General features: G+C 55.4%; 19 protein-coding genes. 5 read left to right on the top strand and 14 right to left on the bottom strand.

The genetic code is table 11. The features are described 5' to 3' along the window. Positions 1-166 precede the first annotated feature (166 nt). The 3 genes from macA to CSC3H3_RS22090 are packed head-to-tail and all read left to right on the top strand — an operon-like array spanning position 167 to position 4792. Positions 167-1354 carry a macrolide transporter subunit MacA gene (gene macA / locus CSC3H3_RS22100; RefSeq protein WP_101286873.1) on the top strand — a complete coding sequence of 396 codons (1188 nt, stop codon included), beginning with the start codon at positions 167-169 and terminating at the stop codon, positions 1352-1354. A gap of 1 nt (position 1355) precedes the next feature. After that, complete coding sequence (locus tag CSC3H3_RS22095; protein ID WP_101286557.1) at positions 1356-3314, top strand: MacB family efflux pump subunit; 1959 nt, start codon at positions 1356-1358, stop codon at positions 3312-3314. An 11-nt stretch (positions 3315-3325) separates the two neighbouring features. Further along, positions 3326-4792, top strand: coding sequence for an efflux transporter outer membrane subunit (locus CSC3H3_RS22090; RefSeq protein WP_101286556.1), 1467 nt, complete (start codon positions 3326-3328; stop codon positions 4790-4792). A gap of 40 nt (positions 4793-4832) precedes the next feature. On the opposite strand, the gene CSC3H3_RS22085 is transcribed toward CSC3H3_RS22090, so the two are convergent. Next, positions 4833-5057 carry an HTH-like domain-containing protein gene (locus tag CSC3H3_RS22085; RefSeq protein ID WP_101268660.1) on the bottom strand — a complete coding sequence of 75 codons (225 nt, stop codon included), beginning with the start codon at positions 5055-5057 and terminating at the stop codon, positions 4833-4835. Between the two features lie 152 nt (positions 5058-5209). Between CSC3H3_RS22085 and CSC3H3_RS22080 the strand changes: the two genes are divergently transcribed. Then, entirely contained in the window at positions 5210-5599 is a 390-nt protein-coding gene (locus CSC3H3_RS22080) for a cupin domain-containing protein (RefSeq protein WP_101286555.1), read from the top strand. 71 nt (positions 5600-5670) lie between these two features. Here the strand turns inward: CSC3H3_RS22080 and CSC3H3_RS22075 are convergent, their stop codons facing one another. The 11 genes from CSC3H3_RS22075 to CSC3H3_RS22025 all read right to left on the bottom strand — a co-directional run bounded on the left by CSC3H3_RS22075 (position 5671) and on the right by CSC3H3_RS22025 (position 16020). After that, a complete protein-coding gene (locus CSC3H3_RS22075) occupies positions 5671-6513 on the bottom strand; it encodes a fumarylacetoacetate hydrolase family protein (protein WP_101268666.1) in 843 nt (280 codons plus the stop codon). A gap of 78 nt (positions 6514-6591) precedes the next feature. Beyond that, on the bottom strand, positions 6592-7326 hold the full coding sequence (locus CSC3H3_RS22070) for an SDR family oxidoreductase (protein WP_101268667.1): 735 nt from the start codon (positions 7324-7326) through the stop codon (positions 6592-6594). 51 nt (positions 7327-7377) lie between these two features. Then, positions 7378-7701 carry an L-rhamnose mutarotase gene (locus CSC3H3_RS22065; protein ID WP_101268669.1) on the bottom strand — a complete coding sequence of 108 codons (324 nt, stop codon included), beginning with the start codon at positions 7699-7701 and terminating at the stop codon, positions 7378-7380. Positions 7702-7708: 7 nt separating this feature from the next. Beyond that, on the bottom strand, positions 7709-8818 hold the full coding sequence (locus CSC3H3_RS22060) for a mandelate racemase/muconate lactonizing enzyme family protein (RefSeq protein ID WP_101286554.1): 1110 nt from the start codon (positions 8816-8818) through the stop codon (positions 7709-7711). Between the two features lie 9 nt (positions 8819-8827). Then, entirely contained in the window at positions 8828-9913 is a 1086-nt protein-coding gene (locus CSC3H3_RS22055) for an ABC transporter ATP-binding protein (RefSeq protein WP_101268674.1), read from the bottom strand. Between the two features lie 22 nt (positions 9914-9935). Then, a complete protein-coding gene (locus tag CSC3H3_RS22050) occupies positions 9936-10799 on the bottom strand; it encodes a carbohydrate ABC transporter permease (RefSeq protein ID WP_101268676.1) in 864 nt (287 codons plus the stop codon). Further along, positions 10796-11689: a carbohydrate ABC transporter permease gene (locus CSC3H3_RS22045; protein ID WP_101268678.1), complete on the bottom strand. Its 894-nt coding sequence runs from the start codon at positions 11687-11689 to the stop codon at positions 10796-10798. The genes CSC3H3_RS22050 and CSC3H3_RS22045 overlap by 4 nt, the downstream gene beginning before the upstream one ends. Positions 11690-11815: 126 nt before the next feature. Continuing rightward, complete coding sequence (locus CSC3H3_RS22040) at positions 11816-13114, bottom strand: ABC transporter substrate-binding protein (protein WP_172963480.1); 1299 nt, start codon at positions 13112-13114, stop codon at positions 11816-11818. An 80-nt stretch (positions 13115-13194) separates the two neighbouring features. After that, positions 13195-14052 (bottom strand): amidohydrolase family protein, encoded by an 858-nt coding sequence (locus tag CSC3H3_RS22035; RefSeq protein ID WP_245881436.1) that lies wholly within the window; start codon positions 14050-14052, stop codon positions 13195-13197. Beyond that, entirely contained in the window at positions 14052-15095 is a 1044-nt protein-coding gene (locus CSC3H3_RS22030; protein WP_101286552.1) for an aldo/keto reductase, read from the bottom strand. Before CSC3H3_RS22030 ends, CSC3H3_RS22035 begins: the two co-directional genes overlap by 1 nt. A 145-nt stretch (positions 15096-15240) precedes the next feature. Then, on the bottom strand, positions 15241-16020 hold the full coding sequence (locus CSC3H3_RS22025; protein ID WP_101268684.1) for an IclR family transcriptional regulator: 780 nt from the start codon (positions 16018-16020) through the stop codon (positions 15241-15243). A 116-nt stretch (positions 16021-16136) separates the two neighbouring features. Between CSC3H3_RS22025 and CSC3H3_RS22020 the strand changes: the two genes are divergently transcribed. After that, entirely contained in the window at positions 16137-17447 is a 1311-nt protein-coding gene (locus tag CSC3H3_RS22020) for an L-fuconate dehydratase (RefSeq protein ID WP_101286551.1), read from the top strand. Between the two features lie 207 nt (positions 17448-17654). Here CSC3H3_RS22020 and CSC3H3_RS22015 read toward each other — a convergent pair whose 3' ends face one another. Beyond that, complete coding sequence (locus tag CSC3H3_RS22015; RefSeq protein WP_101286550.1) at positions 17655-19049, bottom strand: M20 family metallopeptidase; 1395 nt, start codon at positions 19047-19049, stop codon at positions 17655-17657. Positions 19050-19071: 22 nt separating this feature from the next. Next, the gene (locus tag CSC3H3_RS22010) at positions 19072-20643 is read right to left on the bottom strand and encodes a gamma-glutamyltransferase family protein (RefSeq protein WP_101286549.1); all 1572 of its coding nucleotides are present in this window, start codon (positions 20641-20643) and stop codon (positions 19072-19074) included. Position 20644 lies beyond the last annotated feature (1 nt).

Here is a 20644-nt window from a genome sequence, read left to right as displayed (position 1 = left end):
TTTCATCCTCCTCACCCCATTGTGCGTTCAGGAATGCTATTTAGGATGCAGCCCCCTGGGTAAAACCCCACCAGGCACCGGGCAAAGCACATATCAATGCGCCCGGCGCGTTTTTATGTCTGTTCTGTTCAGTGCCTGTTTTTTGAATTCAGCCCAACGGATTCCCATGAAAAAACTGTTCGCCCGCCGCACCACCATAATCATCGTTCTGCTGCTGCTTGCCGCAGGCGGATGGTTGGGCCGCAATTATTTCTTTCCGCCCGAAACCACACCAAACTACGTCACCGCCACCGTTTCACGCGGCGACCTTGAAAGCACGGTTCTTGCCAGTGGTGCGCTGGAGGCATCACAGCTTGTTTCGGTCGGCGCGCAGGTTTCCGGGCAAATTCAAAAACTGTTTGTCGCACTGGGCGATGTCATCAAAAAAGGCGACCTGATCGCGGAGATTGACCCCTCGACCCAGCAAAACGCCCTAAGCGATGCCAAGGCAAAACTGGCCAATATCGAAGCCCAGCTGGCCTCAAAAAAGGCCACCCTGCGCCAGGCCCAGCAAGCCTTTGACCGCCAGAAAAAAATGCGCCGCCTCGATGCCACCCCGCAGGAAGACCTTGAAACCGCCGAAGCCACCCTTGCGGTAACCAAGGCCGAAATCAATGCCCTGAATGCCCAGATCGACCAGGCCCGCATTGCCGTTGATACCGCCCAAATCGACCTTGATTACACCCAGATCCGCGCACCCATGGATGGCACGGTTGTTTCCCTGCCCGTCAAGGTCGGGCAAACGGTGAATGCAGTGCAATCCACACCAACCATCATCAAACTGGCGCAGCTTGCCACCATGACGGTGAAGGCCGAAATTTCCGAGGCCGATGTTATTCGCGTCAAACCGGGCCAGGAAGTGTATTTCACCATTCTGGGCGATCCTGATTCACGCTATCACGCCGCCCTGCGTGCCATTGAACCCGCACCCGATGAAATTGATGATAATGACGATGGCCTCGCCGATAACGAAGCCGTCTATTACAACGCCCTGTTTGATGTGCCCAATCCCGATGGCATCCTGCGCATTGCCATGACAACCGAGGTCACCATTGTCCTTAAATCGGTCAAGGGCGCGCTGATCATTCCCTCATCTGCCTTGATGAGCGATGCGGATGGCAAATACTATGTCCAAATCCCCGATGCCAAAGGTGCCATTACCAAACAGCCTGTGAGTGTTGGTCTGAATACCAATGTCAAAGCCGAAATCACATCGGGCCTTAAAGAAGGCGACACCGTTATCATTGGTGCCGCCAGCGATGCCGCCCTTGCCAGCGCATCGGGTGGCCGTCGCCCGCGGGGGATGATGTTCTGATATGCAAGCCCCGTTAATCCAGATTACCGACCTGTGGCGTGAATACCCGGCAGGCGACCAGAAAATCGCGGTTCTCAAAGGTGTAAACCTGACGATCGAGCGCGGCGAAATGGTTGCCATTGTCGGGGCTTCAGGCTCGGGCAAATCAACACTGATGAATATTCTGGGCTGCCTGGACCAGCCCACACGCGGCACCTATCGCGTTAATGGCCGCGCCACCGATGCGCTGGAGGCCGACGAACTTGCCGCCCTGCGCCGTGAATATTTCGGCTTTATTTTCCAGCGTTATCACCTGCTGTCTGACCTGACAGCCCTTGGCAATGTCGAGGTTCCGGCCATTTATGCCGGTTATTCCGCCAGCCAGCGCCATGACCGCGCGTACAGCCTGCTGGAAAAAGTCGGCCTGGGCGACCGCACCCATCACCGCCCCGGTCAGCTTTCCGGCGGACAGCAGCAGCGTGTCAGTATCGCCCGCGCCCTGATGAATGGTGGTGATGTGATATTGGCCGATGAACCCACCGGCGCGCTGGATAGCAAAAGTGGCGAACAGACCCTCGCCCTTTTGCGTGATCTTCATGCCGACGGGCACACGGTTATCCTGGTTACCCATGATGCCAATGTTGCCGCCCATGCCGAACGCGTGATCGAAATTCTTGACGGCGAAATCATCCGCGACGAACGCCAAACCGCAACCGGCAGCAGCGAAAACACCACCCCCGCGCCAATTGCACAAAAACCCAAAGGCAAACGCCTGCTGGCCGAATTTGGCCGCTTTGGCGAAGCGTTTAAAATGGCGCTGGTTGCCATGATGGCGCATCGCCTGCGCACCTTTCTGACCATGCTGGGCATTATCATCGGTATTGCCTCGGTGGTATCGGTCGTTGCCCTTGGCACCGGGTCGCGCGAAAAGGTTCTGGCTGATATCAGCTCGATTGGCACCAACACCATCGACATTCGCCGTGGCAAGGATTTTGGCGACCGCGATGCCGATGCCATCCGCACCCTGACGGCGGATGACGCCAGCGCACTTAATAACGAATATTACGTCGATAGCGTCACGCCCAGCGTCTCAACCAGCGTCACCCTGCGCTATCGCAATATCGAGGTTACATCCTCCGTCACCGGTGTTGGTGTGGATTACGACCGCGTGCGCGGCTATGAAATGGACAGGGGCATCTGGTTTAACCAGCGTTCCGTCCAGAACCGCGATCAGGACGCGATTATTGATAACAACACCCGTGACAAGCTGTTTCCCAATGGCGAGGACCCGCTGGGCAAGGTGATTTTGCTGGGTTCTGTTCCCGTGCGTGTCATAGGCGTGACCAAACCCCATGACAGTGCCTTTGGCCGGGGCGACAGCCTTAATGTCTGGCTGCCCTACACCACCGTCATGACACGCCTGACCGGCCAGAATTACCTGACCAGCATCACGGTGCGCGTGGCCGATGCGGTGGATACCAAACTGGCCGATCAAAAAATTGGTGATTTCCTTGAACGCCGGCACGGCATTCGCGACTTTTTCACCATCAATACCGACACCATCCGCCAAACCATTGAAACCACCACCGCAACCTTGACGCTGCTGGTTTCCTCCATCGCGGTGATCTCGCTGATTGTGGGGGGCATTGGCGTTATGAATATCATGCTGGTATCTGTCACCGAACGCACCGGCGAAATTGGCGTGCGCATGGCCGTTGGCGCCCGGCAGGGCGATATCCTGCGCCAGTTCCTGATCGAAGCTGTCCTTGTCTGCCTTATTGGTGGCGGACTGGGGGTTTCGCTCGCCCTTTTGATCGGGGTTCTGTTTGGTATGCTCGGCACACCTTTCCAGATGATCTATTCCACCACATCCATTATCGCGGCCTTTGCCTGCTCTTCCATGATCGGGGTTCTGTTTGGCTTCCTGCCCGCGCGCAGTGCCGCCCGCCTCAACCCTGTTGATGCCCTGAACCGGGACTGAAGGATAAGAAAATGCTTAAATCAACCCTCAAAACCGGCACCATCCTTACCCTGCTTTTGCTTGCGGGCTGTTCCAGCCTGGAAAAGGCCACCTATAACCAGCCCGACGTCACCCTGCCAGCCGGCTGGCGCAGCGACAGCACCGTGACGGGCACTACGGCCACAAACCCGGCAAGCCGCAGCACACCTGCAACCAAAACCGGCACAACGCCACAATCCTCCGGCACGGCCAATAATGCAGGCGTTGCCATGGCCCCGTCCAACTGGTGGCACAATTTTAACGACCCGGCATTGGACCAGCTTGTCGCCAACGCGCTTGCTCAAAATAACGACCTTGCCGCCGCCACCATCAAGGTACGCCAGGCGCAGCTTCAGGCAGGCATCGCCAAAACCGACCTGTTCCCGGACCTGTCCGCCGGGGCCAATTCCTCGACCTCGCGCAACCTTGATACCGGGCGCATATCGCGCAGCTATGGCACCACCAGCAGCGTCAGTTACGAGGTCGATTTATGGGGAAAACTTGGCAGCAATTATGACGCCAAAAAATGGGAAGCCCTGGCCACCGAAAAGGACCGCGCCAGCACAGCCCTCACACTCACCGGCACCACCGCCAATTTGTACTGGCAAAGTGTTTACGACCAGCAACGCCTTGCCATTGCCCAGGCCAGCATTGACTATGCCCGCAAAACCCTTGAACTGGTGAATGTGCAATATCAGTCCGGCGCGTCCAGCTCGCTCGAACTTTATGAATCGCGCCGCAGCCTCGAAAGCCAGCTTGCCGATTACACCCAAATCGCGCAAAGCCTGAAAGCCAATAAAAACGCGCTATCCATCCTGTTTGACCAGCCCCCGCAGGAAATTGCCATCAGCCGCGATACCCTGCCCGATGGCACACTCCCGGCCGTCAAATCCGGCCTGCCCGCCGACCTTCTGGCACGCCGCCCGGATGTAAAAGCAGCAGAGCTTCGCCTGCGCGCCGATATTGCCAATATCAACACCGCCAAAACCAGCCTGCTGCCCACCCTGAACCTTACGGGTGAACTCGGCACCAGCAGCGATCAGCTCCGCAACCTTCTGGAAAACCCGATTGGCACATTGGGTGCCAGCATCGCCCTTCCCTTCCTGAACTGGAACGAAAGACAGCTCGATATCCGCGTCTCCGAAGCCCAGTACGAACAGGATGTAATCAATTACCGCCAAACCCTCTATCAGGCCTTCAGCGACGTTGAAACCGCCCTGTCTGCACGCGATCACTATATCGCACAGGCCCAGAACCTGCGCGCCGCCCTGAATGACGCGCGCAACGCCGAACGCATCTACGAAACCCGCTTCCGCGCCGGTGCCGTCTCCATGCAAAGCTGGCTGGATGCCCAGGAAAACCGCCGCACCGCCGAAGAATCCCTCCTGCAAAACCAGCTCAATCAGATTTTAAATCTGGTCACGCTGTATCAGGCGTTGGGTGGGGATAGCGAAACATGAATATTCGCTTCCAACCATAGAATCATAATCTTAGCTCAAGCTACTTAACCGATACAAATTTTGACAAATTAACGCCTTTGTTAATCTCAACCCCATAGCTATCTGGCACATTTGACAACTTCGCTAACCGAGACGGGGAAGTGTCTGCCGCCTTAATTTGATTTGCATATTTTATGCCGAATAAATGCACCATAACAGCAGCCTCCCCTGAAGCCGCACCTTCATACATTTCATTTAAAACATTTACCAAGTCTCGTTCATTCATAAAAACCTCCCTTGAACACATAAAACGAGCAACAAAAATAATATCACCCGATTCTTTTTCAGCAGCTACTATTATTAGTAATTTCTCTTCACTTTTGAACAGACAAACTCCTTAAATAGTTAAATGCATCAGACCCAAGAACGGAGACCTCCATGAAATGCCTCCGCATCTACGCCACCCCGGACGGGGAATCGCATTTTGATGAAGTTGAATTGCCGACGACAAAGCGCACGGTGCATCCTGAGGCCGTGCCATTTGATGTGACGGCAAGTTATCCGGCGTCGCGGGTTCGCATCACGCATATTCCAGCCGGGATGCGTGAGGTTTCTTGGCATACGGTGCCAGAACCGGTTTTAACGGTTCGGCTGGACGGGGCTGTGGATTATGAAACAAGTGATGGTGAGGTACGCCATGTGGCGGCGGGCAGTTTTGTTTTGGTAGAGGATACCCATGGCAAAGGCCATCTTTCACGCCACTCGCCAGAGGCGCAATCCGTGATCTGGGTATCGCTGCCAAACAGTTTTGATCTGTCGCCGGAATAAAAAATCCGCCATCCGTGGTTAAACAGATGACGGCTTTTTAAAATACGGGTCTTTAAACAGCGTGTGGGCGATTAGGCCTGCACGGTTGTCTGTTTCTGGCTGCCAAGGCCTTCAATGCCGAGTTCCATAACGTCACCGGCCTTGAGGTAGACCTGCGGGTTCTGGCCCATGCCAACGCCTGGGGGGGTGCCGGTCGAGATGATGTCGCCCGGTTGCAGGCTCATGAATTGCGACAGGTAGTGGATGAGGAACTGCACGCCATAAACCATCGTCTGGGTGCTGCCATCCTGGTATTTATGACCATTGACCGTCAACCACATCGGCAGGTTCTGCGGGTCTTTGACTTCATCGCGCGTTACCAGATACGGGCCAACCGGGCCGAAGGTATCGGCACTTTTGCCTTTTACCCACTGGCCGGAACGTTCGATCTGGAAGGCACGTTCAGACAGGTCGTTAACCACGCAATAACCGGCAACATGGTCCATCGCATTGGCTTCATCAACATATTTGGCTTCTTTGCCGATGATGACGCCCAGTTCAACTTCCCAGTCGGATTTTTCCGAACCGCGCGGAATTTCAACATTGTCGTTCGGGCCGCAAACAGCCGAGGTGGCCTTGAAGAAAATCACCGGTTCCGGCGGCACCTGCATGCCGGTTTCAGCCGCATGGTCGGAATAATTCAGGCCGATGCAAATGAATTTGCCCGGGCGGCCCACACACGCGCCAATACGCACATCACCCGACACTTCCGGCAGGCTGGCGGCATCAAGGGCAGCGATTTTATCGAACGTTTCCTGCGAGATGGTCGAAGGATCAAGATCGGCAATCACACCGGAAAGATCGCGAATGGTGCCATTGGCATCCAGCAGACCGGGCTTTTCCGAACCGACCGGACCATAACGTAACAGTTTCATTGGAATTTATCCTTTTGGTTTTTGCAGATTAGGGCCAAACCCCGTAACCGGACAGACCTTGAACAGACCCTGAATGGATCAGTTTACCCAGCCGCCGTCAATCACATGAATGGCACCGGTGGTATAGCTTGCTTCATCCGACGCCAGATAAGTGGCAAGGGCGGCAATTTCGCCGGGCTGGCCGATACGGCCAATTGGCTGGCGGGCGACAAAGGCCTTGCGGACTTCTTCAAAATCCCCGCCCTGCGATGCCATGCGCTGCTGAAGCGACGGGCTTTCGACCGTGCCGGGGCAAATCGCGTTGCAGCGAATGTTTTTACCGACAAAATCCGCTGCGACCGATTTGGTCATGCCAATAACGGCGGCCTTGGTCGCGCCATAGATAAAGCGGACCGGAACCCCCTTAACCGAGGATGCCACCGACGACATATTGACGATCGAGCCACCGCCATTTTCCAGCATGGCGGGCAGCAAAGCGCGCATCATGCGATATTGCGAACGCACATTAAGGTTAAAGCTGAAATCATAGGCATCTTCATCGCATTCAAGGATGGTGCCATGATGGACAAAGCCTGCGCAGTTAAACAGCACATCAACCGCACCCACCTTTTTGCCAAATTCGGCAATGGCGGCCCCGTCGGTCACGTCCAGTTTGTGGGTTTCCATGCCCGAAAGGCTTGCCAGGGCCTCTTCGTTAATGTCGGTGGCAATCACCCTTGCCCCTTCGGCGAGAAACATTTCTGCCGTGGCCCGGCCAATTCCCTGGCCTGCGGCGGTTACAACGGCGGTTTTTCCTGCCAGTCTTCCTGCCATTTCATTCTCCTGCGTGTGTGGCGCGCCCCTGTGCCGGTGTCCCGGCGGGCCTTACGCCATGTAAAAGACTTCTTCCATTTCCGCCCACCATTCGCCTTCCTTGCGCGTTGCAAGGGGGGACTGGCACGGGTCGGTCAATTTCCACCATTCCTGAGTAACCGGGTCTTTGGCGATTTCGGCCATATCGGCCTTAAAATCGCTGCCGTCATATTCCAGATGGCCAAATAAAAGGTCGGCATGCTGGTAAATCACGTAATTATGCACGTGATGTTTGCGCAAAGTGTCGATCACGCCGGGCCAGGGCTCGGCATGGAGTTTTTTATATTCGGCCAGTTTTTCCGGCCTTACATGGATCACCATGCCAACACGTTTCATTGCGGCCTCACTTGCCAATCACAATCGGGGTAAAAAGCTGCCCGGCGGCTATTGCATCCCAGTCCCAGTCAATGCCCAGTCCCGGCGCATCTGACGGCAGGGCATGGCCGTTTTCAATGCGCAGGCCCTGATGGGTCAGGCTGTCAAGCTGGGGGATATATTCCAGCCAGCGGCTGTTGGGCACGGCACAACACAGCGCGACATGCAATTCCATCAGGAAATGCGGGCACACGGCAACATCAAAACTTTCGGCCAGATGCGCCACCTTTAGCCAGGGAGTAATGCCGCCAATACGCGCCACATCAACCTGCACGATCGAGCAGGCCGAAAGCGCCAGATATTCGCGAAACTGCCCCAGGCTATACATGCTTTCGCCCACCGCGACCGGCAGGGTCGTTGCCGCCGCCAGGCGCTGATGGGCAAGAACGTTGTCCGCTGGTAACGGTTCTTCAAACCAGGCAATGTCAAAGGCTTCAAAAAGACGGGCACGACGTATTGCTTCGGAAAGGTCAAAGCCCTGGTTGGCATCGGTCATGATTTCAAAGTCATGGCCCACCGCCTCGCGCACGGCCTGCAGGCGTGCTACATCCTCGGCCGCGCGGGGTTTGCCAACCTTGATTTTTGCCCCACCAAAACCCTGCTGTTTCATGGCAAGGGCATCATCAACCAGTTGCGATGTTTCAAGCTGCAACCAGCCGCCTTCGGTGGTGTAAAGCGGGATTTTACCCTTCGCCCCACCGGCAAGCTGATAAAGCGGAATGCCGGTTTTACGTGATTGCAAATCCCAAAGGGCGGTATCAATCGCGGCCAGCGCCAGCGAGGTTATCGCCCCCACCGCCGTTGCATGGGTTGAAAACAGCAGATCACGCCAGATCGCCTCGATATCATGGGCATCCCGGCCAATAAGCTGCGGTGCCAGATGGTCACGCAGCAGCGCAACCACCGATGATCCGCCCGTTCCGATGGTGTAGCTATAGCCCGTGCCACACACGCCATCGGCATCAAAAATGCGGATAATCGGCGTTTCCTGGCTGACAAAGGACTGGATGGCATCCTGTCGCACCACTTTGGGCTTCAGGTCCACCATCCGGATATCGACATGGGTAATAATCGCCATGATAAACCCTTACAGCCGCTTTTCGCTGGTTTTGTCAAACAGGTGAACACTTTCCATGTTCAGATGCAGGGTAATGGTTTCACCCGGCGCAATATCGCGCGGATTAAACATGCGTGTTACCCATTCAGCCCCGCCATGTTCGAAAAACACCAGGCTTTCATTGCCCAGCGGCTCGGTCAAATTCACCTGCGCCTTTACGGTGCTGATATGGTTGCCAATGCGGCCATGGCCCTCGATCGCCATGTCTTCGGCGCGAATACCCAGGGTAACGGCTGTGCCCTCGGCCACGCGTGCCGCCATATCGGGGGCCAGTTGCAACACATCCCCGCTGGCAAGGGTCAGGCTGCCATTGCTACCCACAATGCCCTCGGCAAGGTTCATTGGCGGGCTGCCGATGAATTGCGCGACAAACAGGTTGGCCGGGTTATGGAAAATATCCATCGGCGATCCGACCTGTTCGATATGCCCGCCCCGCATGATGACAATGCGATCGGCAAGGGTCATGGCCTCAATCTGGTCGTGGGTCACGTAAATAACGGTGGTTTGCACCTTCTGGTGCAATTTCTTGATTTCGGTGCGCATCTGGGTGCGCAATTTTGCATCCAGGTTTGATAGCGGTTCATCAAACAAAAACACATCCGGGTGGCGCACAATCGCCCGGCCCATTGCAACACGCTGGCGCTGCCCGCCCGAAAGCTGGCCAGGCAAACGATCCATCATATCGCCCAGGCCCAAAATGGTGGCGGCCTCGGTGACGCGTTCGTCTATTTCGGCCTGGCTGCGCTTGGCAATTTTCAGGCTGAAACCCAGATTTTCCGCCACCGTCATATGCGGATAAAGGGCGTAATTCTGAAACACCATCGATACATTGCGATCCCGCGGCGGCAGGTCATTCACCACGCGGTCGCCAATTTTTACCGCACCATCGGAAATTTCCTCAAGCCCGGCAATCATGCGCAGCGTGGTGGATTTACCACAGCCCGAAGGCCCGACCAGCACGACAAATTCGCCATGTTCGATTTCAAGGTCGATGCCATGAACAACATCAATCGGCCCATACCGCTTGACGACTTTTTCAAGATTAACAGTTGCCATTTCTCTTTTCCCGTCGTTCCGATCAGCCTTTGACGCCGCCAAAGGTCAGGCCGGCCACAAGGTGTTTTTGCACGATGAAGGTCAGAAGCAGCGCGGGTACAATCATGATCACCGCCAGCGCGCACATTCCGCCCCAATTGATGGTAAATTCCGATGTGAAATCCAGAAGCCCGACCGGCAGCGTTTTTGACCCCGTTGACCGGGTAAGCTGGCTTGCCAGGGCAAATTCGTTCCAGCTTGTCAAAAAGGCAAAAATACCGGCCGATGCGATGCCCGATTTTGCCAGCGGAAATTCCACCAGCCAGAAGGCCTGCCACGGGGTGCAGCCATCAATCTGGGCGGCCTGGCTCATTTCCTGGGGCACCTGGCGGAAAAACCCGTCAATCAGCCAGATGGTAAAAGGCAGGTTCATCGCCACATAAATCAGGATCATGCCAAAATCGGTATCGATAATGCCAAGGCGCGCATAAACCATGAATAACGGCAAAGACAGCGCAATGCCCGGCACCGTACGCGACAGCATGAAGCCCAGAAACATCGTATCCTTGCCCTTGAAGCTATAGCGCGCAAAGGCGTAACCGCCAGCCATACCAATCAGAAGGGCAATCAGGGTGCTGGTGGTGGCAATGATCAGCGAATTCTGGAAATAGCTCCAGACCGGCACGGCACCCTGCCCCGGATCGGAGCTGAAGATGGCGGCGTAATGATCAAAATTAAGGTCCTGCGGAATCCAGATTGCCGGTTTTGCCAGAATTTCCACATTGGGCCGGAAAGACGACAGCACAATCCAAAGCCCCGGAATGCAAATGACCGACATTGCCAGAAACGTTCCGATCCAGCGCGCCCATTTCAGGTAAACCTTGCGCGTTGCGTGCGAAACCATCATTGCGCACCCCCCATATAGCGACGTGCCGCCATTAGTTTGCGGAAGAAATAAAAGGTGAAGAAAATCGACAGCAGGATCGAAATATAGGCCATGGCATTGGCCAGCCCCATATTGGCATCGACATATCCCGAGCGCGAAATCATCGTCCATAGAAGCTCGGTCCGGCGTGCCGGGCCACCGGCTGTCATGATCTGAACAATGTCATAGGCACGCGCGATATCGAGCGAACGAATGGTCATGGCAATGAACATGAACGGCATCAGATATGGCAGGGTGATATGGCGAAATGTCTGCCAGGCCGTGCAGCCATCCACCTTGGCAGCTTCCAGCGGGTCGCGCGGGATCGCCATCAGGCCTGCCAAAATCAGAATGGCAAAAACCGAAGTCGAAGACCAGATTTCCGCACTCAGGATCGAAAACAGGGCCAGATGTTCGTCCACCAGCCACGGGATCACCCGTTCCATGCCCATGCTTTGCAGGGCATTATTGACAAGACCAACCGTGTCATTGAACAGAAATTTAAACTGAAAACCGACCAGAATGGGCGAAAACATCATGGGAAACATCATGATGGTCCGCAGGGCGCGCTGGCCCATGGTGGCCTTGTTCACCAGCAGCGCCAGGCCAAGACCCAGCAGCATTTCCAGGTTCAGCGCAATGGTCAGCACAACAAAGGTGCGCAAAAACGCTGCCCAGAAATAGTAATCTTCAAACAGGCGGGCATAGTTGCGCACCCCGATCCAGCGATACAGCGTATCGGGACGCGTCAGCTTGAAAGGCGTAAAGCTGGTATAAAGCGATAGAAGCAGCGGAACCAGAACCACGGCCGCGATAATGATGATCGCAGGCAATAGCAGCAAAACTGGCGGGCTGAGAAATTTGCGTTTCATGCGCTCGGCAACCGCGAAAATGAAATGAAAAGGAAAAAAGGGCGGTTGAGGTGTGGATCAACCGCCCAAATCCCGGCGGGTAGGTTATGGCGCACCACCGGGAGGGAGCTTTGATGCCAGGATGGATCAGTATCCGTAATCAGCCATCATGTCGCCGACACGCTGGGCTGCTTCATCCAGGGCCTGTTTCGCGGTTTTGTCGCCCACGATTGCCGCCTGCAATTCAGGATAAATCAGGTTGGTGCTTTCCACCCATTCCGGGAATTTCGGCACGGCAAACGCGTGTTTGGATGCTTCCTGAAATGCCGAAAGCACTTCGGCGCGGTAGCCATCACCACTTTCCTTGACCTGGGCAATCAGGTCATCCCAAACCTGGGTGCGGGTCGGAAGCGGGCCTTTGGAGGCTTCAAAAAGCTGGCTGTCATGGTTGGTCAAAAACCAGATCAACGATGCCGCGGCTTCTTTCTGGTCACAATCCTTGGTCATGGAAAAACCATGCATGCCCGACCAGCCGGTACGTTTGCCGCTGCTGCCTTTGGGCTGTACGACGACGCCAACATCACCGGCAATTTTCGACTGTTTCGGATCGTTGAAATAACCCGCCCAGCCCGGCCAATCCAGGTCAAGCGCCACCGAACCACTGGCAAACCCGCTGCCCAGATCATCCCAGACATAGGAAAGCACGCCGGGCGGTACGGCCTTGGCTTTATAAAGGTCAACAAACCATTGCAGGGCCTGCTGTCCCGCCTCGGAATTGAAGGTCGGCTTCCAGTCTTCGTCAAACATCTGCCCGCCATTGGCGACCAGCAATTCGTAAAACCGGCCAACAACCGCTTCTTCCTTGCCCGCATATTGCGTGCCATAAAAATTGGGCGGATCGGCAAAGAAAATCGCCTGGTCCTTGAACTGGTCAAAGGTTTCCGGCGGGGTCAGATCATAACCGTACTTTTCCTTGAATGCCTTTTGTTTGGCGGGGTCGGCATACAGGCTTTTGCGATAATAAAGCGCGCTGACATCAAACTGCGCGCGCGGCAGCATCTGCAATTCGCCGTTAATGGTGGCCGCATCAATCAGGGCTGGCGAAAATTTATCAAGGGTATCTTGCGGGATATAAGGCTTAAGGTCGGTATAAAGGCTGGTATATTGCGGGGCAAAACTGACATGGTTATAGCCCACGCACCAGTCGGTCGAACCCGCCGCGATATCGGATTTGATTTCCTTGTCGATTTCAAAATGGCTTTTCTTGGAAATGATTTCCACTTTGCCACCGGTCGCTTTTTCCCAGTCCGTGATGCGGGAATAAAGCGGTTCATACTGGTTTCCGCCAATAAATTTGGCCTTCAGGGTCACCCCTGAAAAATCCCCCATTACTTCATCCTTGGCCTGTGCGGCGGTGCCTGCACCAAACAGGATGACAGCGCTCATGGCGGTTCCTAACAGAAACGCCCTGCTTTCTGACTTCATGAACGTAACCTCCGTGATGTGCCGGTTTTTCCCAGCTCAAATTACAATCGGTAAAATTGCGTTGCCGTTTTTCCGGCAATCTTTTCAATATCCTTGGGGGCAAAAGTCCCCAGCCATTGCCGGGTCATTTTCACCCAGTCGGCATAGTCGGCTGCCAGTCCCAGGACCGGCCAGTCACTGCCCCACATCAGGCGATCCGGCCCGAAAACGCGCGGCAAATGGTCAAGATAGGGTTTCAGATCATGCAAACCGGCATGGGGTGCAGCCTCGGTCAGCAGGCCCGACACCTTGCAATAAACATTTTTAAGCGGGGTGAATTCGCCCATCATACGTGCCCATTCGACATAGGCATCGGGGCCATGAATACCATTGCGAATTTTGGGTTTCGCCGCATGGTCGATCACGATACGCAAATGGGGAAAACGCCGGGCCAGAATATGCAAATTCGCCAGATGACGTGGTAAAACCAGCGCATCAAACGCCAGATTGCGCGCAATCAGTGCTTCAAAAACCGGCAAAAATTCCGCACGCAGCATCCAGTCCGCATCTTCGATATCCTGCATCATCGGCCGCACGCCAACAAATTTGTCGTTGCGCGCCCAGCGAGCAATATCGGCAATGGCGGCATCGGGTTTTTCAAAATCAACCCAGCCCACCACACCGGCAATAAAGTCATGCGCATCGGCCAGCGACAGCATAAAATCGGTTTCCGCCGTGCTGGGGGCGGCTTGCACCAGCACCGTTCGCGTAATCCCCTGCCCTGCCAGGATCGGTTTCAGGTCATCGGGCAAAAAATCGCGATACAGCACCGACAGGTCTGGCGTGATCCAGCCATAATCGCCACGGTCGATTTTCCAGAAATGCTGATGCGCATCAATCAGCGATATATCGCGCGACATCAGGATGCATCCCCACCGGCCAGCAAATCTTCGCCGGGCACGGGCACATCGGGCCGCAACAGGCCCTGATCACGCAAATCGCTCCACAGGGCGGATGGAATGTTCATTTCCGCCCATTCCACCGCCTGGGTCACATGGCGCGGCGAACTGGCACCGGGAATAACCGACACCACCGCCGGATGGGTCAAGGGGAATTGGATGGCCGCTGCTGGCAGCGGAACGCCATGATCGGTACAAATCCGTTCAATCTTCTGCGCGCGTTCCAGAATATGTTGCGGGGCATTTTCGTAATCATATTTGGCACCCGGTTTTGGCCCGGTCACCAGAATGCCGGAATTAAATGCACCCCCAACCACGACCGATGCATTACGCCGCAAACATTCCGGCAGGAAACTTTCCTGTGCTTCCTGCTCCAGCAACGTATAACGCCCGGCCAGCAAGAACACATCCATATCGGTTGATTTCAGGGCTTCAAGGCAGACTTCCCATTCATTGACACCCAAACCATAAGCGCCAATCAATCCGGCCTTTTTAAGCTCGTCAAGCGCGCGTGCGCCGCCTTCCATGGCATCGCGCATCAGGCGCGGATGGGCATCAACGCCGTGGGTCAGGCTGCCAATATCGTGGATATAGGCAATATCAATGCGCCGCAGGCCAAGGCGCTGCCAGCTATCCTCGACCGAGCGCATCACCGCGTCATAGCTGTAATCGTAAACTTCAACAAATGGCAGGGCATCAACAAAGGGCCGGTCGGCGGGGATGTCACCCTCAATCCGGTGCAGCAGGCGGCCAACTTTGGTCGACAGGATATAGGGCTCGTCTTGCGCACGCAGGAAATCACCGGTGCGCCGTTCGCTCAGGCCATAACCATATCGCGGGGCCGTGTCAAAATAGCGAAATCCAGCATCCCAGGCGACCTGCAAGGTTTCGCGGGCCTGCGCATCGTCCAGCGGGCGATACATATTGCCCAGCGGCGCACCCCCAAAACCAAGAACACTCACCTCTAAACCGGTATTACCAATTTGGCGCTTCTGACGGGCCATAATTCATATCCTCCCAAACTCGCATTCTTGCGACGGGTGGATCGTTTCATATTTAAACCGTCATTTCAATTATATTTTGCGACAAATCGTCTCCTGCGGGCAAAGACCCGGGCAAAAATCCCGTAAAAGCGGTTATTTGTCGGGCCTACAGCCCCCCATGCGAACCGGTCAGGCGGGTTATTTCCTGTGCAGTCTCAACAATAAAGGGCACCGTATCGGCCACTTTATAGGGTGTGCTTGGCCCTCCCAGATAAGGAATGGTCAGGCTGGCCAAAATCTCGCCACCCTCGCCCTGCAACACAGGCGCACCCACGTCGATAATGCCGACAGTCGCGGTACTTTGCACCTCGACATATCCCCGCGCCCGAATGGCTTTTAATTCATATTCCCAAACTTCGGCATTAAAGGACGCCCCCAGCCGTTCGGCAAAATATTCCATCAATGGTGCACGTCGTTCGGGCGACATCCAGGCCAGTAAAACCTTGCCCGAACCGGAATCCGCAAGGCTGCGCCGATACCCCACACGCACCGAAAAACCAATGGCTTCGGGGCTTTCAACGCGGGCAATCACCACCATCTGATCACGCGATGGCACCGCAAGGTGGCAGGACTGCCCCACCCGTGCCGCCAGGCGCCGCATTTGCGGCAAGGCTGCTTCCAGCAAGGTTGAAACCGGCGAAACCTGCATGCCCAGTTCAAACAGATGGTTGGTAATATGAAACAGTTCCGACCCGTCCCGCCGTTCCAGATAGCCCTTTTGCTCCAGCACCGAAAGCATGCGGAATATCTCGCTTTTGGAACGGCCAAGGGCGCTGGCAATCGCCCCCATGCTCATGGGGCGGCGTTCCGCTGCCAGAATTTCCAAAATCTCCAGGCCCTTCTCAAGTGCGGGGGCCTTATATGTGCGTTTGGTTTCGTCGGTCATTTTTAACCCTTATTCGTCAAGTGCCACAGCTTTTCGCAAAAAACGGGTCTTGCCAAGCACCAAAATACACCATATTTAAAACGTTATTCCATTTATAAAATAAAGAGGCATCAGGGATGAGTCCGGTTATCACAGGGATCAAGGCAATCGATATCCGTTTTCCGACATCGCGTCAGCTTGACGGGTCGGATGCAATGAACAAGGACCCGGATTATTCTGCTGCCTATGTCATTATTGAAACCGACCAGCCCGGTCTTTCCGGCCACGGCCTGACATTTACCATCGGCCGGGGCAATGATGTGTGTGTTGCCGCCATCAATGCCATGTCGCATCTGTTAGTCGGCAAATCGCTTGGTGTTTTAACCGCCAATATGGGGCAAACCTGGCGCGATCTGACGGGCGATAGCCAGTTACGCTGGCTTGGCCCGGATAAGGGTGTGATGCATCTGGCAACCGGTGCGGTTGTTAATGCGATTTGGGATATGTGGGGCAAGGCCGCGGGCAAACCCGTTTGGCAGCTTGTCGCCGAAATGACGCCGGAACAGTTCGTGGAATGTGTTGATTTCCGCTATCTGACCAACGCACTGACCCGTGATGAAGCCCTTGAAATTTTACGTGCTGCCGAACCGGGCAAACAGGCCCGCATCGATGAAATGCGCAATCAGGGTTACCCCGCCTACACCACATCGGCAGGCTGGCTGGGTTATAGTGATGAAAAACTGCGCCGCCTGTGCCAGGAAGCCATTGATGCCGGATGGACCCATATCAAACTGAAAGTCGGCCTTGATGTGGAAGATGACCGCCGCCGCCTTGCCATTGCACGCGATGTAATTGGCCCGGACCGCAAATTGATGGTCGATGCCAACCAGAACTGGGAAGTCTCCCAGGCCATTTCATGGATGAAGCAACTGGCCGAATTTGCCCCCTGGTTCATCGAAGAACCCACCAGCCCTGATGATATTCTGGGTCACAAGCAAATCCGCGAGGGGATTTCCCCCATTCGTGTCGCCACGGGCGAGCATTGCCAGAACCGCATCATCTTCAAACAGTTCCTGCAGGCCGATGCGATTGACGTGGTGCAGATCGACAGTTGCCGTGTGGGCGGCGTAAACGAAATCATGGCGATTTTGCTGATGGCCAAAAAATTCAACAAACCCGTCTGCCCCCATGCCGGCGGCGTTGGCCTGTGCGAATATGTCCAGCACCTTTCCATGATCGACTATATCTGTGTGTCTGCCACGCTCGAAGACCGTGTGCTGGAATATGTGGATCATCTGCACGAACATTTTGAAACCCCGTGCATCATCCGCAATGGCCGCTATATCGCGCCGACCGCACCGGGTTTCTCGATCACCATGAAGCCCCAAAGCATCCAGGACCACACCTTCCCTGACGGTCGTGTCTGGCAGGAAGAAACGGCGTCTTAAACCGCCGCTTCCAAACCCTGTCAAACGCTCTCTCTCCGGCCGGGGTTATTCCCGGTTTGAACCCCCGGCATCTGTCAGTGGCCGGGGGTTTTATTTTCGCCACTCACATCATATTCCCTCAGACCGGCCGGATGATTTAGCGCAAAAGAAAACCCCGCCAATCGGTTACGATCAGCGGGGTTCGCATCAATGCAAATTAACGCCTGCCTATTTCACATCAGGTGCGTTTTCGCCAATATCCCAGAAAACACCGGCCATAATCTGCAGGGCTTCGCGGCTAAGGCCCTTCAGGATATGTTCGTTTGGTGCATGCTGCGAACAGGCGGCATAGGAATGCGGGATCCACACGGTTGGCATGCCCAGAATATAGGCAAAGGTTTCATTAGGTAGCGATCCGCCAAGGTTGGGCAAAATGGCGGGGGATTTGCCCGTGGTCCGCATGATTGATTCCCGCGTCCACGATACCCACGGATGATCCGGATCCAGGCGGGTGGCCTGGAAGAAGCCCTTTTCCGCCGGAATAATTTCAATATCGGTAAAGCCATGTTTATCAAGATGGCGGCGCAATGCAGGCAAAATATCATCCGGGTCGGTACCCACAACATAGCGCAGCTGGCAATGCGCAATCGCCCACGGGGCAATGGCATTTACCGGCTTCTCCGGGTTACCGCTTTTCATTGCCAGAATGGCAAAGCTGTTCCAGCCAAAAACCTTTTCAGCCAGGCTCAGGCTTTCTTCGCCCCAATCCGGGTCTATTTTCGGGCCGGTCGGGTTTTCAGTAATCGCACAATCTTCAAGGGCTTTGCGGACCGGTGCGGTCAGGCTGTCTGGCCGCCATTCCGGGATCTGGATTTGGCCGCGCACATCGGTAATTGTTGTTAAGGCATGGGATAAAACCATGCCGGGGTCTTTTAACAGCCCCCCCCAATTGCCCGAATGATGGCCGCCTTCACGATACTTCAGCGACAGCGAAAAATTGATAGCCCCGCGCGACCCCATAAACATGGTCGGGCGATCCGCACTCAGGCGCGGGCCATCGGATGCAATCAAAACATCGGCGGAAAACAGCTCTTTATTCTGCTCGAAAATTTCGGCTAGGCCGGGGGACCCGGTTTCTTCACCGGTTTCAATAATCACTTTGCAGTTAAAACCAAGCCGCCCGCGTTCCGCGATAACAGCACGCAATGCCGCAAGATTGATGCAATGCTGGCCCTTGTTATCGGCCGTGCCACGGCCATAAATACGATCCCCTTCAACCGTGATTTTGAACGGTGCCAGGCCTTCGCGCCATTCGCCTTCCTGCCCCAAAATCACATCACCATGGCCATAGGTCAGGATGGTGGGTAGATCGTCGCCTTCGTGGCGTTCAGCAAACAGAAACGGGCCAAATCCGGCTTTGGGGTTTTCAAGAACGCGGGTGGTAAATTCCATCGCGCCCAGCATCGGAATCATCTGTTCATCAATATAGCGCTGCAACTCAGCAGCACGGGCGGGGTTCTGGCTTTCGCTGGGAATTTCGACCAAGGCTGTCAATTCCCGCAGGAAATCACCGTCATCGAAATAGCGGGTTATGCGCTCTATGGCCTGTTCACGGGTGGTCATTGTTCTTGCTTCCTTTGCTTCGTCATGCATTTTCCGCCACCGCATCACCCCAGGGCGACATGATTTCGGTCGCGCCGTAATTCACATTCCCGGCCCGCTCCACTCCCGCAGGGCAGGCAAAGGCATAGGGGAACATGGTGCGTCGCGTTGTTACGGTTGGGTAATTCTGTTTAAGCTGAGCCAGAACATCATCTGGCAGGCTTTGATCGGCAATTACGGTATCGCCACCACTGCTATCCACCCGTTGCTGATGGATTGCCTCTTCCAGGGTCATGCCGAAATCGGCCATGAAGGAAGTCAGCTGTAAAATGGCCGGTAAAATCTTGCGCCCGCCAGATGCCCCAATGGCAAAGCGACGGCCGCCAATTTCACCCAGCGCCGGGCACACATTCATCAAACAGCGTTTTGCCGGTGCCAGCGAATTGGGTTTGCCCGGTTCGGTATCAAACCACAAAATGCCGTTATTCATCAAAAGGCCGCTTTGCGGCAGCACCACCTTGGACCCGAAAATGGACAGCAGGGTCTGGGTGACCGCCACCATATTGCCATGGCGGTCCACTACGCTGAAATGGGTGGTACAGGTTGGCGCAGCATCGTCATTGATATCGCCCATTTCGCGCAGGCGGCGATGGTATGTTTTGCGCAGGGCATCCACATAGGCCAGATAGGCCTGCGCGCCCGGCCGATCACCAGTAAAATTCTGTTTGCCCAGCATCCCAAGGCATTCGGCCAGGTTTTCACCAGCCGTGAAATGTGCGGGGGCAAAAACTTTACCGCCACGATAATCAACAGCAAGCGGGGTTTGAATTTCTGCCCGGTAATCGCGCAAATCCTGTGCGCTCAGGCATCCGCCGGCATCCTGCACATCGGCAGCAATTTCATGGGCAAGGTCACCTTCGTAAAATTCGCGCGCACCTTTATCGGCCATGCGGCGCAAGGTTTGCGCCATGACCGACATATCAATGCGTTTGTCCGAAAGGGCGGTCCAACCCGCGATGGTGGGCCACTGGCCATCCTCGAGATAGGTTTTTGCCGCGGTCGGGTTTTTTGCCAGTTCACGGGTGCTCGCCGCAATGACAAGGGCAGCGTACCAGTCCACATGCAGCCCTTCATCGGCAAGCTTTACTGCCGGGTTTAAAAGGTCGCCCCACGCCAGTTTGCCAAATTTATCATGGGCGGTTTCCATCCCGGCCACGGTCCCGGGCACGGCAATGGCGGTTGCGCCCACCTGGTTGCGGTCTTCCACCACATGCGACCAGGGAAATAAATCACCCGCGCGGCCCTGCCCCGATAGCGGATAATCCGCCGGATTCAAACCGGCAGGTGATCGCATGCCGAAATAAACCGTATAGGCGCGGTCTTCATCGGCACGATAAATCATCATCGCCCCGCCACCGGCAGGCCCGCTCATCCAGGGTTCCAGCACCCCCATGGCAAAGGATGTGGCAACCGCCGCATCCACCGCATCGCCCCCATCGGCCAGGATGGCGGCACCGGCCTGCGCACCACGTTTATGCTGGGCGGCAACAATGCCGCCATTGGCACTTCTGGTAGCTGGTTTGCGAATGATTTGTGAATTGGAAAAACTGTCCATT

The sequence above is a fragment of the Thalassospira marina genome (genome assembly GCF_002844375.1).
GTDB classification, from domain to species: Bacteria; Pseudomonadota; Alphaproteobacteria; order Rhodospirillales; family Thalassospiraceae; genus Thalassospira; species Thalassospira marina.
This window is presented reverse-complemented; position numbering and strand designations above follow the sequence as displayed.

Bases quoted from the DNA above. Each gene is read 5' to 3' on its own strand.
- CSC3H3_RS22050 (WP_101268676.1), bottom strand. From the start codon at position 10,799: ATGATGGTTTCGCACGCAACGCGCAAGGTTTACCTGAAATGGGCGCGC.
- CSC3H3_RS22065 (WP_101268669.1), bottom strand. From the start codon at position 7,701: ATGAAACGTGTTGGCATGGTGATCCATGTAAGGCCGGAAAAACTGGCC.
- CSC3H3_RS22030 (WP_101286552.1), bottom strand. From the start codon at position 15,095: ATGGCCCGTCAGAAGCGCCAAATTGGTAATACCGGTTTAGAGGTGAGT.
- CSC3H3_RS22085 (WP_101268660.1), bottom strand. From the start codon at position 5,057: ATGAATGAACGAGACTTGGTAAATGTTTTAAATGAAATGTATGAAGGT.
- CSC3H3_RS22015 (WP_101286550.1), bottom strand. From the start codon at position 19,049: ATGACCACCCGTGAACAGGCCATAGAGCGCATAACCCGCTATTTCGAT.
- CSC3H3_RS22010 (WP_101286549.1), bottom strand. From the start codon at position 20,643: ATGGACAGTTTTTCCAATTCACAAATCATTCGCAAACCAGCTACCAGA.
- CSC3H3_RS22035 (WP_245881436.1), bottom strand. From the start codon at position 14,052: ATGTCGCGCGATATATCGCTGATTGATGCGCATCAGCATTTCTGGAAA.
- CSC3H3_RS22040 (WP_172963480.1), bottom strand. From the start codon at position 13,114: ATGAGCGCTGTCATCCTGTTTGGTGCAGGCACCGCCGCACAGGCCAAG.
- CSC3H3_RS22070 (WP_101268667.1), bottom strand. From the start codon at position 7,326: ATGGCAGGAAGACTGGCAGGAAAAACCGCCGTTGTAACCGCCGCAGGC.
- CSC3H3_RS22025 (WP_101268684.1), bottom strand. From the start codon at position 16,020: ATGACCGACGAAACCAAACGCACATATAAGGCCCCCGCACTTGAGAAG.
- CSC3H3_RS22045 (WP_101268678.1), bottom strand. From the start codon at position 11,689: ATGAAACGCAAATTTCTCAGCCCGCCAGTTTTGCTGCTATTGCCTGCG.
- CSC3H3_RS22020 (WP_101286551.1), top strand. From the start codon at position 16,137: ATGAGTCCGGTTATCACAGGGATCAAGGCAATCGATATCCGTTTTCCG.
- CSC3H3_RS22055 (WP_101268674.1), bottom strand. From the start codon at position 9,913: ATGGCAACTGTTAATCTTGAAAAAGTCGTCAAGCGGTATGGGCCGATT.
- CSC3H3_RS22075 (WP_101268666.1), bottom strand. From the start codon at position 6,513: ATGAAACTGTTACGTTATGGTCCGGTCGGTTCGGAAAAGCCCGGTCTG.
- macA (WP_101286873.1), top strand. From the start codon at position 167: ATGAAAAAACTGTTCGCCCGCCGCACCACCATAATCATCGTTCTGCTG.
- CSC3H3_RS22080 (WP_101286555.1), top strand. From the start codon at position 5,210: ATGAAATGCCTCCGCATCTACGCCACCCCGGACGGGGAATCGCATTTT.
- CSC3H3_RS22060 (WP_101286554.1), bottom strand. From the start codon at position 8,818: ATGGCGATTATTACCCATGTCGATATCCGGATGGTGGACCTGAAGCCC.
- CSC3H3_RS22090 (WP_101286556.1), top strand. From the start codon at position 3,326: ATGCTTAAATCAACCCTCAAAACCGGCACCATCCTTACCCTGCTTTTG.
- CSC3H3_RS22095 (WP_101286557.1), top strand. From the start codon at position 1,356: ATGCAAGCCCCGTTAATCCAGATTACCGACCTGTGGCGTGAATACCCG.